This window comes from Mycobacterium sp. NGS33 (assembly GCF_059812885.1).
Window position 1 is genome coordinate 27360 of sequence record NZ_JCALDN010000005.1, and the last position, 16535, is coordinate 43894.

The 16535-nt window shown below is 63.4% G+C and carries 15 protein-coding genes, 1 tRNA gene and 1 pseudogene; 9 read left to right on the top strand and 8 right to left on the bottom strand.

Going from position 1 to position 16535, the window contains the following annotated elements; genetic code table 11:
- Positions 1-102 precede the first annotated feature (102 nt).
- Together AC5Y5B_RS12060 and AC5Y5B_RS12065 are read left to right on the top strand one after the other, a co-directional pair.
- On the top strand, positions 103-450 hold the full coding sequence (locus AC5Y5B_RS12060; protein ID WP_500005523.1) for a hypothetical protein: 348 nt from the start codon (positions 103-105) through the stop codon (positions 448-450).
- Between the two features lie 134 nt (positions 451-584).
- A tRNA-Ile gene (locus tag AC5Y5B_RS12065) sits at positions 585-658 on the top strand.
- A 78-nt stretch (positions 659-736) separates the two neighbouring features.
- On the opposite strand, the gene cax is transcribed toward AC5Y5B_RS12065, so the two are convergent.
- Positions 737-1894: a calcium/proton exchanger gene (gene cax, locus AC5Y5B_RS12070; protein ID WP_500005414.1), complete on the bottom strand. Its 1158-nt coding sequence runs from the start codon at positions 1892-1894 to the stop codon at positions 737-739.
- Positions 1895-2019: 125 nt separating this feature from the next.
- Here cax and AC5Y5B_RS12075 point away from each other — a divergent pair, with 125 nt between their 5' ends.
- From AC5Y5B_RS12075 to AC5Y5B_RS12085, 3 genes are read left to right on the top strand one after another with little or no spacing between them, the layout of a single operon-like run.
- Positions 2020-2931, top strand: a complete 912-nt coding sequence (locus tag AC5Y5B_RS12075; protein WP_500005415.1) for an RNA polymerase sigma-70 factor — start codon at positions 2020-2022, stop codon at positions 2929-2931.
- A 3-nt stretch (positions 2932-2934) separates the two neighbouring features.
- Positions 2935-3744, top strand: a complete 810-nt coding sequence (locus tag AC5Y5B_RS12080; protein ID WP_500005416.1) for an SDR family oxidoreductase — start codon at positions 2935-2937, stop codon at positions 3742-3744.
- Positions 3741-4196, top strand: coding sequence for a hypothetical protein (locus AC5Y5B_RS12085; RefSeq protein ID WP_500005417.1), 456 nt, complete (start codon positions 3741-3743; stop codon positions 4194-4196). Before AC5Y5B_RS12080 ends, AC5Y5B_RS12085 begins: the two co-directional genes overlap by 4 nt.
- Positions 4197-4269: 73 nt before the next feature.
- On the opposite strand, the gene AC5Y5B_RS12090 is transcribed toward AC5Y5B_RS12085, so the two are convergent.
- From AC5Y5B_RS12090 to AC5Y5B_RS12115, 6 genes are all read right to left on the bottom strand, one after another.
- Positions 4270-4665, bottom strand: a complete 396-nt coding sequence (locus tag AC5Y5B_RS12090; protein WP_500005418.1) for a nitroreductase family deazaflavin-dependent oxidoreductase — start codon at positions 4663-4665, stop codon at positions 4270-4272.
- Between the two features lie 57 nt (positions 4666-4722).
- Complete coding sequence (locus tag AC5Y5B_RS12095) at positions 4723-5136, bottom strand: limonene-1,2-epoxide hydrolase family protein (RefSeq protein ID WP_500005419.1); 414 nt, start codon at positions 5134-5136, stop codon at positions 4723-4725.
- Between the two features lie 82 nt (positions 5137-5218).
- Positions 5219-6334, bottom strand: coding sequence for an NDMA-dependent alcohol dehydrogenase (locus tag AC5Y5B_RS12100; protein WP_500005420.1), 1116 nt, complete (start codon positions 6332-6334; stop codon positions 5219-5221).
- The gene (locus tag AC5Y5B_RS12105; protein ID WP_500005421.1) at positions 6331-6528 is read right to left on the bottom strand and encodes a ferredoxin; all 198 of its coding nucleotides are present in this window, start codon (positions 6526-6528) and stop codon (positions 6331-6333) included. The genes AC5Y5B_RS12100 and AC5Y5B_RS12105 overlap by 4 nt, the downstream gene beginning before the upstream one ends.
- Positions 6529-6579: 51 nt before the next feature.
- Entirely contained in the window at positions 6580-8928 is a 2349-nt protein-coding gene (locus AC5Y5B_RS12110) for a CaiB/BaiF CoA transferase family protein (RefSeq protein WP_500005422.1), read from the bottom strand.
- A 217-nt stretch (positions 8929-9145) separates the two neighbouring features.
- Entirely contained in the window at positions 9146-9835 is a 690-nt protein-coding gene (locus AC5Y5B_RS12115; RefSeq protein WP_500005423.1) for a TetR/AcrR family transcriptional regulator, read from the bottom strand.
- Between the two features lie 372 nt (positions 9836-10207).
- On the opposite strand from AC5Y5B_RS12115, the gene AC5Y5B_RS12120 reads away from it, so the two are divergent.
- The 4 genes from AC5Y5B_RS12120 (at position 10208) to AC5Y5B_RS12135 (ending at position 15612) form a co-directional block, all read left to right on the top strand.
- A complete protein-coding gene (locus AC5Y5B_RS12120; RefSeq protein WP_500005424.1) occupies positions 10208-11434 on the top strand; it encodes a cytochrome P450 in 1227 nt (408 codons plus the stop codon).
- A gap of 143 nt (positions 11435-11577) precedes the next feature.
- Complete coding sequence (locus AC5Y5B_RS12125) at positions 11578-12855, top strand: amidohydrolase family protein (RefSeq protein WP_500005425.1); 1278 nt, start codon at positions 11578-11580, stop codon at positions 12853-12855.
- A 22-nt stretch (positions 12856-12877) separates the two neighbouring features.
- Positions 12878-14401 carry an aldehyde dehydrogenase family protein gene (locus tag AC5Y5B_RS12130; protein ID WP_500005524.1) on the top strand — a complete coding sequence of 508 codons (1524 nt, stop codon included), beginning with the start codon at positions 12878-12880 and terminating at the stop codon, positions 14399-14401.
- Between the two features lie 38 nt (positions 14402-14439).
- Positions 14440-15612 (top strand): CaiB/BaiF CoA transferase family protein, encoded by a 1173-nt coding sequence (locus AC5Y5B_RS12135; protein ID WP_500005426.1) that lies wholly within the window; start codon positions 14440-14442, stop codon positions 15610-15612.
- 146 nt (positions 15613-15758) lie between these two features.
- On the opposite strand, the pseudogene AC5Y5B_RS12140 reads toward AC5Y5B_RS12135, so the two are convergent.
- A pseudogene (locus AC5Y5B_RS12140) lies at positions 15759-16531 on the bottom strand (potassium channel family protein).
- Positions 16532-16535 lie beyond the last annotated feature (4 nt).

Here is a 16535-nt window from a genome sequence, read left to right on the forward strand (position 1 = left end):
CAGCAAATTCCGTGATAAGGGGGTTTCAGAGAAGTGGCAACGACACGATCGCGCGTGCAGGTACTGGAGGCGGGGGTCGCCGGCGTTGCGCTGGGGGCCGCGATGCTAGGTAGTGCTGTGGTGTCAGCGCCGCACGCCTCGGCGTCGTGCAGCATGACGCCCGCCGATGACCAGTACATCAAGCTGCTGGCGCAGAACAAGATGGTGCACAACGCCGATTTCAACGACTGCAGTGAAGCAGCCGAGGGGCGCTGGTTCGCCGATCAGGTTCGGTCCAACCCCAACCCGTACGGCGAGGGCCAGGAGCTGATCAACATGATCACGCGCACGACGCCCATGAGTCAGGCCCAGGCCGAATGGGAGGTGGAGTCGGCGATTTTCGTCTACGCGCCCGAGATGATTCCCAAGATCAAGTCTCAAGCCCCGCAGCCGGGGCCGGCGTCCGCCTGATCCTGGCGGCATAAGGCGTAGTGCCGGTGGGGGTTCCCGCGACGGGACGCCCACCGAGCGCGCCGCTCACCACCGCCGCCCGACGAACACCGACTTCGGTCTTCGGCTACGGTTTCGTACGGAACTATCCCGTCGGGGCGGTAGCTCAGTTGGTTAGAGCCGCGGACTCATAATCCGTTGGTCGCGGGTTCGAGCCCCGCCCGCCCCACCCGTTTCTGGTGGTAGCAGCTATACGTGGGAGCTGGTTCATCCCAAGGCGCGCGGACCATCAGACCGTTGGAGCGACTCATCCCCACCAGAACGACGTGGCGATCGCGACATAGAGCGCGATGAGCACTGCTCCCTCGAACCAGGTGGACTCGCCGTCGAAGGTCACCAGCACCGCGACCAGCGCCGACATCATCATCGACGCCAACAGCAGCGGCGAGAACACCAGATCGAAACCGGGCTGGCCGAGCCATGCCGCCGCGAGGCAGACGATCGGGGCGATGGTGAGTGCGATCTGGACGGGCGACTGGAGGACAACTTGAACCGCGTAGTCCATCTGGTTCTTGGCCGCCAGTTGAATGCCGACGAAATTCTCCACCGCGTTGCCGGCAATGGCCACGATCACCAGACCGGCGAACACCTCGTTGATGCCCGCTGCGTGCATCGCCGGCTCTAGGGCGGCGACGAACCATTCCGACACGAAGGCCGCACCGATTCCGGCGAGGGCCAGCATGCCGATGGCCATCGCCAACGGCCACTCGCCGTGTGCCGTCGCTGCGCTGGCGGCTTGGGCCGAATCGGGGCTGGCCACAATGGGAGAGGTCGCTCTGGAGGGTTTATCACCGGCTTGCAGCGCCGGGTCGGGGGCCCGGTTGCCGAGCGTGGCGGGCAGCGAGAGTGCGAACAGCGCGAGCATGACGACGGAGACGACGACCGACACCGCCCGTTCGTGCTGTTGGGCCGGGGTGTGTATCGCGGCGGTCAGCGAGGGGACGGCCAGGATGAACACCGCGAGGGTGAACATCAGTCCGAGGGTGCGCCCGTCGTCGGCGGCGAAGCGCTGGCGGCCGTGCTTGATCCCGCCGGCCACGAATGCCAGCCCGAGCACCAGTAGGGCATTGGAGAGAATCGACCCGACGATGGTGGCCTTCACCACGCCGTAAAGGCCTGCCTTGAGTGCGAACAGGATGACGAACAACTCGGGTAGGTTTCCCAGCGCCGTCTGCAGTATCCCAGTGGCGGTGGGCCCGAGCCGATCTCCGACCGCCTCCACCGAACGACCGACCAGAGATGCCAGTGTGGCCAACGCGAGTGCGGAGATGATGAACGCCAGCACTGCATTCGCGTGGGCGAAGTAGAGAACCCCGGCCGCCGTGGACGCGATCACGGTGAGGGTGATCATGATGCGGTCGCGCCGGGTCAACAGCGGAAGCCGTTCGGGATGGGTGGTCGTCACGCGCCTCTCCTCTGATCGCGCTGAAGTTTTCCACAACCGACTGGTCCCGCTGCGGCGGCCGTCGACTTACCCGCTGTGCGGTCGCAGCCATCCGGCGACGGCCGAACCGTGGCAGTCTTGGCGGTGTGACCGACCTCGTGGAGGATTTCGAGGCTCAGCGGCCGCGCCTGTTCTGGTTGGCCTACCGACTGCTGGGGTCGGCGAGCGAAGCCGAAGACGCGGTCCAGGATGCATACCTGCGGCTACACGGCGCGGACTCAGCGCTCATCGAATCGCTGCCGGCGTGGCTTACCAAGGCTGTCACGCACCTGTGCCTCAACCGGCTCACATCGGCCCGCGCTCGCCGGGAGGTCTACCCCGGGCCGTGGCTTCCGGAGCCAGTCCTCACCGACGACCGGTCGCTCGGTCCGCAGGAAAGTGCCGAGCAACGCGAGTCGGTGTCCATTGCGTTGCTGAGCTTGATGGAGCAACTCAAGCCCAACGAACGAGCGGCGTTCGTGCTCAGAGAGGCGTTCGCCTACAGCCATTTAGAGATCGCCGAGATCCTCGAAACGTCGGAGGTCAACGCCCGGCAGCTGTACCGGCGAGCTAGGCAGCGACTGGGTGACCCCCGTCAGCCGGCGCACCGACCGGATCCGGCACTGTGGCGGTCCCTGGTCGATCGCTTCTTCACCGCCGCCAGCGCCGGCGACGTGGCCGGACTCGTCGAAATCTTGACCGCCGATGCGACCTCCACGGCCGACGGCGGCGGCAAGGTGGCGGCCGCCCGGCGCCCGATCTCGGGCCGCGACCGGATGGCCCGGTACGTGGCGCGGGTGTTCACCAGAAACCTGGCGCAGGTACGGCTGCGTCTCGACGCCGCCGAAGTCAACGGCGAGCCGGCGATGCTGGCATTCGACGGCGACACACTGGCCGGTGTCTTGTGCTTCGAGATCACCGGCGAGCGGATAGCGGCCGTGCGGATCCTGGCCAATCCCGAGAAATTGCGATTTCTTGCCGAACAGTTGTCACATCCGGCGGGCCTGCCCGGTTCATAGGGTGTGACCAACTCAGTACTCGTAACCGGCGGCACGGGAACCGTAGGCCGCATCGTTGTCGACAACCTGGTGGCCGCGGAGCAGGACGTCCGCGTCCTGAGCCGCGGGCGGCGGCCCGAACAATCCACCGATGTCCGGCATGTCGTGGGGAACGTGCAAACCGGCGAGGGACTCGACGCGGCGATGGACGGCGTCGACACGATCGTGCACTGCGTCTATCCCTGTGAGCACGTGGTCGCGGCGGCTAAGCGGCCGGGCGCACCGCATCTGGTGTACGTCTCCATTGTCGGTATCGACCGCGTCCCATTCGCCCTCTACCGCATGATGCTCGCCAACGAACGCCTGATTGCCGAGTCGGGCTTGCCGTGGACGGTGCTGCGGGCGACCCAGTTTCACGATCTGATCGCCTTCACGTTGCGCATGCTCGCGAAACCACCGGTCCTGGCGCTGCCGTCGGGCCTGCGGTTCCAACCGGTCGACGTGCGCGACGTGGGCGCACGGTTGGCCCAATTGGCGCTGGGCGAGCCGATAGGGCGTGCGCCGGATTTCGGTGGCCCGCAGGCGCGTGCGATCGACGATCTTGCCCGCAGCTACCTGGCGATCGTCGGTAAACGCCGACGCATCGTCCCGGTCCGATTGCCCGGCAAGGTATTTGGCGGGATCCGCGCCGGCGGGCTGCTCACCCCGGAGCATGCAGCCGGCACGATCACCTTCGAGGAATACCTCGGCGAACAAGTCGCCACGGGCCAGCTGCCCTACCGCGACGCCATCCGCGCTTACCTGCCGCACCGCCGACACAAGGGGTCGCGGTGAATGCCCCGCCGATTGCGCTTCGCGCCGGGGTGTGGTTTCTCACCGTCGTGGAGGTGGTGGTCGGGCTCGTCGCGACGTTGGCCCCTCGTGCGTTCTACGACTACGTGCCCTGGGTGGATCTCATCCCGCCGTACTCCGAACACCTCATGCGCGACTACGGCGCCATGAATCTCTCGCTTGCGCTCGTGTTCGTTGTCAGTGCAATCACGATGGAGCGCCGCATGGTGCGGATCGCGCTGGGCGCATACCTGCTGTTCGCCATCCTGCACTTGATCTTTCATCTCAGGCACCTGGATCACTTCACGATGGAGGCCGCGGTCTGGCAGACGATTGTGCTCGCGATTGCCGTGCTGCTGCCCGTCGGTCTGCTGATCCTCACGGCTTGGCGGCCAAGGCGAGCCACCGTAAAGGAAGCAAATGCTCGTCGTGAAGATCAGGCACTTGGTGACTAGCCGCCGGCTACGAAGGTACGCCCGTCGTGCAGGGGGTGCTCATGCACGACCAACACCAGACGTTCGCCCGAAGTCACTGCGTGGAATTGACTTTGCTCAGCACCAGCGCCGCTTCGTTGTATGGAAACAGGCGGTAGAACACGCCGGATGGCCCAGTAACGAGCGTTGCGGCCTCAGCCTTACTCACAACGCGGGGATTGGCGAGCGCGATACGCTTGCCGCGCTTGTGCAGCACCGCCTGTCCATCGGCGGTTACATTCTTCAACCAGTCCGATTTCAGCCCGTACCCGATGAGAATCACGAAGCCGTCGCGGATGGGGAAAACCAACAGCGGCGTGCGATATCGCTTGCCTGATTTGCGTCCGACGTGTTCGAGGGTCCCTTGGCCTGGAAGCCACGGCGTGATCGACCGAGCCGTTGGGTTGGTGACTCGTCTATTGAAGTTTGCGACGGCCCTTGGCACCCGCATGGACCCTCCCGTTTTAGAACCAATCTCGAAATGACCAGTATCCGTTGGAAACCCAACTCATGCGGTCGCCGGCACCAGGGCGCTGATGTCTTCGCCTTGCATGAGCTTCATGATCAGATTCAGGTCGAAATAGTCGGTCCAGCGAGTGATCCTTTCATCGTCATCCACGACGAAGGTCCCCATTACCGGGATGGCCGGTTTGCTTCCGTCCGGAGCCTGGATGTAGTCCAGGCGTTCGGTGAGCACCACGGAACCGTCGCTGGCGAGGTTGACGATTTCGAAGGCGTAGGCGTCCGGGAACATCGCGAACTGGGCGGCCATGTTCTCCACGATGGCGTCGGGTCCGGTGAATGCGGGCATTCCCACGTTCTGATAAACGGCTCCTTCGGCGAGTAGGGGACGCAACGCTTCGGCATCGCGCTGCTCCATCAAGGCGCAGAAGTTGCGGACGACATCGGCTGGCGAAGACATCAGTAAAATCCTTCCCATGGTGAGTGAGTGAATTAACTTGAGCGGGTTGGAAAATGATGCAGATCCGCCGTTCCCCAAGAACTCAATGCTCGTGGATTATCACGCCACGGATGTTGCGGCCGGCGAGCATGTCGTCGTAGGCCTCATTGATGTCGTTGAGCTTGTACTCGGTGGTGACGGTTTCGTCGAGCAACAGCTTGCCGCTGCGATACAGGCTTATCAGTCGAGGGATGTCAGCCCGCGGGTTGGCTTCGCCGTACAGGCTGCCCAGGAGGCGTTTTTGGAACAGCGTGAACAACGTCAGCGGCAGCGTCGGCGTCACGTCGGACATCGATGCCAGGGCGGTGGCCACCACGGCACCGCCCTTTCGCACCGCGTTGAGCGCGTCGTTGATCATCGCGCCTTCGAGCACGCCTGGCGTGAGGATGGCCGAGTCGGCCATGACTCCGCGGGTAATCTCGCCAACCAACTGGGTTGCTTCCTCGATCGAGGTGGCAAAGTGAGTGGCTCCGAACTGAAACGCTTTGTCGCGCTTGGTGGGCGCAATATCGACCACGACGATTTGTTCCGCTCCCGCCAGTCGCGCGCCCTGGATGGCACCGCTGCCGATCCCTCCGCAGCCGACCACGAGCACCACGTCGCCGGGACTGACGTTGGCGGTGTTGACGGCCGAGCCCCAGCCGGTGGTTACGCCGCAGCCGAGAAGGCATGCGCGCGATAGCGGTACATCGTTGTCGATCTTGACCACTGAGGCTTCCGACAACACGCCCCATTGCGCGAAACTGCCGACGCCTGAGAGGGCTCCGATGCCCTGCCCTCTGGCCCGGCGTCGGAAGGTGCCGTCGGCCTGGACTCCCGCGAGGATGGTCGCGCCGTAATCGCAGAGGTTCTGATGCCCAGTGGCGCACCAGCGGCAGCGACCGCACGCCGGCAGGAAAGAGGTGACCACGTGGTCTCCCACGGCTACATCGCGCACTCCCGGACCGACCTCTTGAACGGTGCCCGCCCCTTCGTGTCCACCTATCAAGGGAAAGCTCACGCCGAACATGTCGCCGGTGCGGATGTGGTGGTCGGAGTGGCATAGACCGGTGGCCGCGAACTCGACGAGTAGCTCGCCTTCTTGCGGCGGATCGAGTTCGATCACTTCCACCGACCACTTCTCGTTCAGCCCCCACAGAACTGCTCCCTTGGTCTTCACGACGACTCCTTGATGTGTATGGCACGCTCGGGGCAGTTCGCGATTGCGTTGTGTGCCCGGTCTTCCCATCCGGGAGGAATGTCTTCCACGATGACGAAGGCGGTTCGTTCGTCATCGATGTCGAACAATTCGGGATACGTTGCGTAACAACGGCTGTGGCCTTGGCACATTTCCTTGTCGACATGAAGTTTCACGCTGTCTCTTCTCCCTAGCGCATCCGCTGGCCGCACTTACAGCAGATCTGTCTAGTCCAATCCGCTTGGTCTGGTCCCGATGACTCCTTTTTCTGTGAGCGCTGCAATCGATGTGGTGTCGAGGCCGAGTAGGTCGCCGAGGATGCTCGCGTTGTGCTGACCCAACGTCGGCGCCGTTGACCGGTACCACTTGTCAACGCTGCGGTACTTGAAGGGAATCGTCGGCACGTGATGGCGTCCCACGACGGGATGGTCGAGGCTTTCGAAAAAGCCTCGTGCGGCGAACTGAGGGTGCATCGAGCTGACCCTGGCGTCTGCCAAATCCGCAGCCGGAACTCCATGTTCGACGAGCAACTCCGCGGCGGCCGAGGAATCGTGCTGGCTAGCCCACTGTTCGAGATATTTGTCGATCACATCGTGCGCCCGGACCCGCCCGTCGTGAGTGTCCAGCGCGGGGTCATTTGCCCAATCCGGCTCACGAAGAGCCGACTTCAATAGGCGCCACTGTTCGTCCGTGGCGACCGAGATCGCCAGCCACCGCTCGGTCCCCGCGCATGGGTAGAGCCCTTGTGGGGCGGCGTCACGGCTGCGATTTCCCAGTCGCGAGATCAGATTCCCGTAGGCGGTAAATTCGACAACCTGTTCGGCGGCTGCATTGAGCGCGGCCTCAACCATCGATACTTCGATGAGGGACCCTCGGCCCGTCTCGTCGCGTAGCCGGAGTGCTGCGAGCATGGCGAAGGCGGAGTGCATCCCTGCCAGTGGGTCACACGGGCCGCGGGGGATTCGCGGCTGGTCGTACTCGTGGCCGGTCACCCAAGCCATTCCGGTCATCTGTTCCATCGTTTGCGCGAAACCCACGTTGTTGCGCCATGGTCCATCGAGCCCGAACGCGGGCATACGGACCATCACTATTCGAGGGTTCTGCTCACTGACCGCCTCCCATGTGATGGCGAAATTGTCGAAGACGCGTGGCGAGAAGTTCTCGACCAGAATGTCGGAGCATTTGACGAGTCCGAACAACAGCTCCCGTCCTTCGGCCGAGGACAGGTCGAGGGTGAGCCCTCGCTTATTGGTGTTAGTCGCCAAATACATCCCCGACCGCTCCCACCACTGAGACCGATCGGCGAACGCGGCGGCCGCCATCCGTGCACCGTCAGGGTGGCGCGTCGACTCCAGGTGAATGACCTCAGCGCCCAGCGCGGCAAGAATGTGGGTGGAGGAGGGGCCCGCCCACCACGCTGTCGCGTCGAGGATTCGTACGCCGTTCAGCGGAAGTCCGGGTGCGCGGTCGGCAGCGGTACTAATCCTGTTGTGGGCGGGTGCTTTTGCCATTTCGCCGAGCGGGGGAGCGCCGGAAGTCGGGGCGGGTCGCCGGCCACCGATCCGGTAGGGCGCCAACGGGTGGGTGAAGCTGCCGTCCGCATACCTGCCCCACACGCCGCGCGCCGCGAATTGGGGGTGGTCCAGCACGGTCTGGCCGTCGTTGACGGGTGAGACGGGGATCCGCAGATCGGAGGCCAACGCGACGATCTCGTCTGTGGAACGCCGCGTAGTCCATTCCCGCACAATCTGATTCCACTCATCCCGGCGTTCCCACCGGGTCGTGGCGACTGCCCAGGCCGGGTCCTCGTCGAGCAGGTCCAGTCGCTCGATCATTGCCAGGAAAGACTCGAATTGTTGACGCGTATTGGTGTTGAAACCCACCCATCCGTCTGCGCTCGGTTCGATGGACGGGATTTCAACCTGTCGGGCCGGCACCGGCAAGGGCGGACGGCCGGCCAGCTCGTGGTACAGGTCGGCGAATCCGCTGGCGCTGAGATGACAGGCCTCCAACAATGAGCAGTCGACGATTTCACCCGGTCCGCCGAGTTGAGCCCGACGCAATGCGCCAAGCGCCCCGACGGCGGCATAGCCGGCCATCACCCATTCGAAGACTCGACCACCCGCTTGAATGGGCGGTTGGTCCGGACGGCCTCGCAGCGCGACGGTTCCGCTTTCGGCCTGGATCGTGAACTCCGTTGAGGGCCGGTCCCGGTACGGTCCGGTCAATCCGTACGGAGACAACGCCACGATCACCAGGTGTGGCGCACGCCGGAGGAGGGCCTCGCGGTCGAGTGCCCCGGGGCCGAGAGACTCGACGAACACATCGGCGGAAACGATGAGCGGCTCCAGGTCGGGCAGCGCAGTGCCGACGACGGAACGCTTGCCGGCGTTCAGGAATTTGAACAGCGCGTCGGCGTCGTTTCGGTCGCCAGATGTTCTGTGGCGGAACGGATCCCCGCCTGGGGCTTCTATCTTGATGACCTCTGCTCCGAGGTCGGCGAACAGCTTGGTGCAGTACGGGCCGGTGATTTCCGTCGCCCATTCGACAACGCGAACCCCACGCAGAGCATTCATCGCCGTGCGACTTTCCGCGTCAATGTTTTCGGAAGTGTGTTACTCGCGCCGATGAGTGCACACACGCCACTTCCTGTCCTCTCGCTCGTGTCGATCGAGCAGGGTCTTCTACATCCGCATCGCTGCGGCCTGGCTGGCAACGACGCTAGCGAGGGGAAAGCTACAGTGTCAAGTGCCGCTCGATAACTATGGCCGAAGTTGAGTTCCGTTGGAGCCGTTACTCGGCCGCACGCGCCTTCGGGGCCCGTTGAACCCGTCCCCGTCGCTTGGCGGGAGGCTTCGTAGCCGATGCGCTTACACCTTTGGCGAGGATCTGTGAACCCAGTTCGATCTGCGCGCGGATGTCTGACTCGCCGGTGCCAAACCAGCGGGGTCCGAGGCTCGTGGTGAAGATGATGAAATTAGCCAGCAGCTCGGCGAACAGGTCGGCGTCGACATCAGCCCTGATCTGCCCCGCGGCTTGGTAGTGGCGAACGCCTTCGGCGATAACGGCCGAACGGCGCGCGTGATTGGGTTGCAGAACGCGCAGCGAGAAGTCCGGGTCTGATAACGCCCGACCGGAAATGTCCCAGCCGGGAACACCGCTGTCCCGGTCATCGATCCTTAATCTCGCGAAGAAAAGCTGCTCGATATAGTCCTCGACGCGCGCTGGCAGGGCCGCCACGACCTGCTCTTCGGCCTCGCTGACGAGGTCGGCGATCTGTCGAGAAACAACTTGCTCGAAGATGCCTCGCTTGTCCCCGAAGTAGTGGAACAGCATGGCCTCCGAGCAGTCGGCGCGACGGGCGATCTCCTTCGTCGCCGCGGCCGCGTATCCCGCTTCGGCAAAGACCTCGGCAGCCGCTTCAAGGAGGGCCCGTTGTTTGCCGTCCTTGTCGCGAACTCGCCGCCGCGCACCTGTGGTCATCACACATACTTTAGCGAGCACCCGTCGGCTGAGGGGAAGCTCGCATGCGTGCCGCCCCCCGCCCCTCCCAGCCATCTTCGGCCTCATACTGTTTGTTCGCACGCACTGCGGCGCGCGGGTCATAGGTGGGCGCCGGCAGTTATCGAGTGCGACTTGACTCCACGTATCCGACGATTTACTGTGCTGCCAAAGCGAATTTCTGCGTGTGCTAGAAACCCGAGGGCCGGCGCAGATGGCACACGGACGGTGGCGCAATTGCGGTGTGACTGGAATGTGGACGGCCCTCGTTGGGGGCTGTCGGTCTAGCTGACCGCTGGCGTCGGCGTTGTCCCGAGGTCGCATGCCCGTATCCGGGGGCGGAAAGGACTACCCATGGTGAGCAAATCACCGGAGGAACACGCGCGGAACCTCGATCTTCGTCACGAAGATTTCAACGACCAGGAATTCCTCTACGAGGTCTACGCAGTGATGCGGGAGAGCGGGCCGTTCAGTCACCAGGATGTCCCCTTCCTGGGCCCTACCCCGGGGGGCGCGTGGGTCGCCACCCGCTACGACGACTGTTACGAGATCTTGCGTGATTGGCGCAGCTTCTCCAGCAAGCCCCTTGGGATGGAAGGCTCCCCGATGTCGTTTGGCGACATCGTGATCACCTTGGATCCTCCACGGCAGCAGCAGCTTCGCAAGGTTCTCAACCCGTATTTCTCTCCGGGTCGGATGAAGGAGTTGGAGCCCCAGGTGCGCGCGGTTACCGACGGGTTGATCGACAACTTCATCGAATTGGGCCGCGGCGATCTCGCCGACGTCGCATGGCAGCAACCTGGGATCGTGTTCTTCCGGTATCTCCTCGGCATGCCCGTTGAGGACGTGCCGCTCTACATCGAGACAGCCGACCTCGCGATCAATGGTGAAAGCGAAGAGGTCCGAAACGGGTCGATGACGAATCTTTACGTCCGCGTACGCGAGGAGATCGACAAACGTCGTGGTGAGCCCCCGCGTGATGACCTGATCGATGTCTTGCTCGCCGCCGAGATCGACGGCAAGAAATTGAGCTTCGACGACGTTGTCGCGAATGTGATGCTGCTGGTGCAAGCGGGACTCGAAACAACCTCTAGTGCAATGTCGTTCGCTTTCTTCTATCTGGGCACCCATGCTTCGGAGCGCGACCGCCTGGTACGCGATGCGGAGTTGATGCCCACGGCGATAGAGGAATTCATCCGGTTCGCCGGTTCGGTTCACGGACTGCATCGCTCGGTCGCGGAAGAGGTTGAACTGAGCGGCCAGAAGTTCTGTCCCGGTGAGACGGTGGTCGTGAACTATGCGGCCGCCAACCGCGACGCGCGCGAGTTCGACGAGCCGAACAAGTGCCTTCTCGATCGACAGACAAACCGCCACCTCGGCTTCGGAGCCGGCGTCCATCGCTGCCTGGGTTCCAACCTCGCCCGACTCGAGTTTCGGGTGGGCGTCGAACAGACCCTGAAACGGATACCCGACTACGCCATCCCACCTGGGGCAAAAGTTGATTTCCACGGGAACTCGGTCACCCGGGGCTACCGCGCCCTGCCTGTCGTGTTCACGTCAGGTGCCCGTGTTGCCCAGTGAGGGGTGGCAGGCCGTCGCCCACATCAGCTGTCAGCCAGCGCAATAACAGACCCGACGCAGGACGCGCCAAGTTATCGAGTGCTACTTGACAGTGTGCCGAATCCGCTCTTAGCATCAGTTCGGCCGGTAGTTTGGCATCCGTCTTGCGTGAAGTCGCCCTATTGCTCGCGCTCCGCGCCCGCTTAACCGGTTCGGTGAGATCAGGGAGGAACCCCGTGGACAAGCAAGATCTTCAATGGATGATCTCCGTCGACGACCACATCATCGAGCCACCGAACCTATGGGTCGACCGCGCCTCTTCCGCCGATCGTGATCGAGTGCCACGCGTCGAGCGAATCGACGGCGTCGATACGTGGATCTACGACCAGGCGCGCGCGTCGGTGATGGGCATCTTGGTCGCGGCTCACCAACGTCCGGCCGAGTATTCGCCGCTGCCAGTCAATTACGACGAAATGCCGCGCGCATACTTCGACCCGGTGGCCCGCATCGCTGACATGGACGAGGACCACGTGATCGCGGGACTGAACTTTCCGTTCTTTCCCCGGTTCTGTGGCCAGATGTTCGCCCACCTCGGTGACCGCGATCTAGGTCTCAAGTGCGTGCGGGCCTACAACGACTTCGTCATCGATGAGTGGTGTGCGGCCGCGCCCGGCCGCTACATCCCGATGGTGATCATTCCGTTGTGGGATACGCGGTTGGCCGTCGAGGAGACACTACGGTGCGCAGGTAAGGGCGCCAAAGCCATTGCCTTCTCGGAGAACCTGCACCCGCTAGGGTTTCCGTCCATCCATTCGGGCGCATGGGACGCTTTCTTCGCGGTGGTGAACGAGACGAAGATGCCGCTGTGTACGCACATCGGATCTTCCTCGGTTAGTCCCACCACCTCGCCCGACGCACCCTTTGGGGTTCAGGCCGTGAACATCAACCTCAACCTGGCCAACTCGACTACCGACTGGCTGTTCTCGGGCAAACTGCAGAAGTACCCCGACCTGAAGATTGTGCTGGCCGAGGGCGGCATCGGCTGGATTCCATACCTCATCGAGCGTGCGGAACATGTTGCCGCCGACTACCAATACCTGCGCGCCAACAACTGGGCGGTCGACCCGGCCACGATGCGCCTGACCCCGGTACCCACCGATCCTGCGATTTTCCCGGAATCGCCGCGCCAGCTCTTCCGCGACCACATGTACGGCTGCTTCATCGAAGACGACTTCGGCGCAGCGAATCTCGACTCCATCGGTATCGACAACGTGATGATCGAGACGGATTATCCGCACACCGACAGCCTCTGGCCCCATTCCCTCCAGGCCGCCCAGAAGGCACTCGACGGGAGGTCCGACCTCGACAAGTACAAAGTGCTGCAGGGTAATGCCCGCCGGGTCTTCGACTTCGAGCCGGCCCCGTATCCGACGATGGCCTAGTCGGCGCGTACGGATTCATCGAATGCGGGAGTATCAGAGCTTCATCGACGGTCAGTGGTCGAGCGACAACGCCGTCGGCACCATCGACGTCATCGATCCGGCCAGCGAAAAATTGATCGGGCGAGTCGTCGATGGTGGACCCAAGCAGGCGACCATGGCGATCGAGGCCGCCCGGCGAGCTTTCGACGAAGGGCCGTGGCCGTGGATGTCCGTTCGAGAACGGGCAAAGGTCATCAAGCGGTTCGCCGAAATACTCGACGAGCGCAAGGCGGACCTTAGGGAGCTCGTCGTCGCCGAGATCGGCTCGACCGGCTTCATCACCGACCTGATTCAGGTCGGGGGTGCTATCGAGGCGGCCCACTACTACGGCGACTTCGTCGAACACGATGTGACATGGGTGGAAACACCGGGTGGGCCCGTAGTTTCACCGACTGGCGTCGGCGGCGTAACGGTGGTCCGCGAACCGGTCGGGGTAGTCGGGGTCATCACGCCGTTCAACTTCCCTTTTTCGATCAACATTCAAAAGTGCCTGGCCGCCTTGGCCGTCGGCTGCACCGTGGTACTCAAACCCCACCCGTGGACCCCGATGAACGCTTTGGAGCTGGCCAAGATCGGTGCGGAAGCGGGCCTCCCGCCCGGGGTGTTCAACGTCGTCGTGGGAGGTGCGGGGGTCGGGGAGGAGCTGTGTACCCATCCGGGCGTCGACATGATCGGGTTCACCGGTTCGACCGCCACCGGTCGACGCATCCGCGAAGTATCGGCGGCGACGATGAAACGTGCGCAACTCGAACTGGGCGGCAAGAGCGCGCACATCGTCCTCGACGATGTCACCGAAAGTGACGTTGCGGGAATAGGATTCGGACAAGTGTTGATGCATGCCGGGCAAGCCTGCACCGTCACGTCGCGACTTCTGTTGCCCGAGCACCTGCTCGACGCGTATGTCGAAGGCCTCAAAGCCATGGCTCCGCTGATCACGGTCGGGGACCCGCGTGATCCCGCTACTGTCGTGGGTCCGTTGATCAGGGATCAGCAGCGTCAAAAAGTCGAGACCTTCGTTGCGTCGGGTCTGCAGGAAGGCGCGCAGCTGGTGGTTGGCGGCAAACGTCCCGAACATCTCAAACGCGGTTTCTACTATGAACCGACGGCACTGGTCGACTGCCGCAGCGAGATGCTCTTGTGCCAGGAAGAGGTTTTCGGGCCTGTCCTGGCGGTGATGACTTATCGCTCCGAGGAGGAAGCCATCCGCATCGCGAACGACTCCATCTACGGTCTGGCAGGGCTGGTGGTAACCCGCAATGCTGCAAGGGGTTTCAACGTCGCCAGGCAGGTCAGAACCGGCACCATCATGGTGCAGACTCTCGCACCCGGTGCCAACTTGGGAGCCAATCCGGGAGGCGGGCAGGGCCCCGGTTGGTCTTTGCCGGCACGCGGCATGTTCAACGGCGGGGGACCCTTTGGGGGCTTCAAGCACAGCGGACTCGGCCGGGAGCAGGGTCGCTGGGGCTTCGAGGAATACACCGAGCTGAAATCAATCACCATGATGTAGTGGGGCAGTGCGAATTTGGGGCTGGAAGGGTCGGCATCATGGAACTTCTTAAGCACGTCCGAGTCCTCGAAGTGTCTCTGTTCTCCGCTGATGCACTGGGCGGGCACCTCGCAGACCTAGGCGCAGAAGTGATCAAGGTCGAGCCGCCTGGCGGCGGCGGGTTCCGCGGTCCCGCGGTTTCTGGGGGCGAGCTGCAGGATTCGCACTGGAATCGCGGCAAGAAGAGCGTCGCGATCAATTTGAAAACGCCTGAAGGCCAAGAGGCGTTTCGCCGCCTGGCCGCGACATCGGCGGTGGTGATCGACGGACTACGCTATGGAACCGCGCACCGGCTCGGCTTCAGCTACGACGACATCGTCGCGGTCAACCCGACAGTTGTCTACTGCGTGCTGAATGGCATGGGCAGCTATGGGCCCTACACCCGACTGGCCACACACGGACTGTCCTTCGACTGTTTCGCCGGCCTGAGTCCGCCGATCATCGAAGCGGATGGAACGCCGCGCCTGTCGGGGGCGGCCACAGGTACGACAGGTGTTCTGGCGGGCCCGCTGTACGCAGCGATGGGGGTGCTCGCCGCACTGCACGCCGCCGGGCGCGACGGCGAGCCGCAGTACATCGAAGTAGCGCAGGTCGATGCGGCGATCAACTGGAACTTTCAACACCTCACGGCGTTGGCGAACGGTCGACCCTCCTACGGTGAGGGGATCCGCGCCTCGCTTCGCTACCAGTACTACCGAACTCGCGACGGTAATTATGTGGTGTTCAACGCCTTGGAGGACAAGTTCTGGCTGAGGTTCTGTGAGTCGCTCGACAGGATGGATCTCTACGAACCGGGGCGTCAACAACCGGGGGAGGACTCGGCGGCAGCGGCCCGGCTGCGCAAGGAACTAACGGCAATTTTCGAGAGCCGAACACGCAGGGAATGGACCGACTTCTTCATCGCAACCGACATCGCCGGTGCCCCGGCATTTTTGGGTGCGGACCTGTTCGACGACGACCATGCGAAGGCTCGCCGACTGATCTACGAGCAGGCCCAGCCGGACGGGACGTCGCAGCAGATGATGGGGACGTGCATCAAGACCAAGCCCGACGAAGGATTTGCACCGCCGGCAGCGCCCCAGGTCGGGCAGCAAACAGAAGAGTTGCTCACCGCGCTGGCCGGCTACGACGCGGCCGGAATTGAGCGCCTTCGTTCGACCGGCGCAATCTGAACGTCGCCCACGCCCCAGCTAGATTTGTTGTTCAGCAAGGGAAATGTTGTTATAGCTAACCGTCTTGCCCGGTAGCGCGGGCGCTCGCTAGAGGCTGATAATCCGTTGGTCGCGGGTTCGAGCGCCGCCCGCCCCACTTGAACGGACTATTTGGTGGCTCGGGGAGTGGTGGCAGCGGCCCCGGCGCCGGCATCTGGCTTGCCAGCCGCTTCCGTCAGCAGCGCCGTGAGTTGGGCGATCTGCCCGCGTAGCTCGTCGATTTGCGCGGCGGTCGCGGCCTGCGTTGTGGTGTCTTCCTCGGCGACGCGATGGACGATCCAAGCGGCCACGGTCGCGGTGATCATGCCGATGAGGCTGATACCGCCGATCATCAGCAACACCGCAACCACCCGCCCCTGGGTGGTCACGGGGTAAAAATCCCCGTACCCGACGGTGGTGATCGTCGTGATCGACCACCAGACCGCGTCGCCGAAGTTCTTGATGTGCGCGCTCGGATCTGAACGTTCGGCTTGAAGAACGGCGAGCGACGCCGCGTAGACGAGGAGCACGGCGGTGGTGGCCGTGTAGACGACGATGCGCCCGCGTACGGCGTCGCCGAAGGCCTTTTGCAGCGCCGCGACGATGAGGACCAATCTCAGCAACCGGAGTGGCCGCAGGAATGGGACGGCGACTATCACGAAATCCAAGATGTGCCGGACGAACCACCGTGATCGCTGGTGGGCCAGCGTGAGCCGAATTAAGTAGTCGGCGGTAAAGCCTGCCCAAAGCGCCCACAACGCCACGTCCAGCACGCGCAGCGCGGGCCACCCGGATGGGCCAACACCTTGACGGAGTAGATGGCCAGGAAGACGACGGCGACGCAGGCAAGCGGCAATTCGGTGCGATCTTCCCAGCGTTCGAGCAGCGATGGTGAATTCATCGCC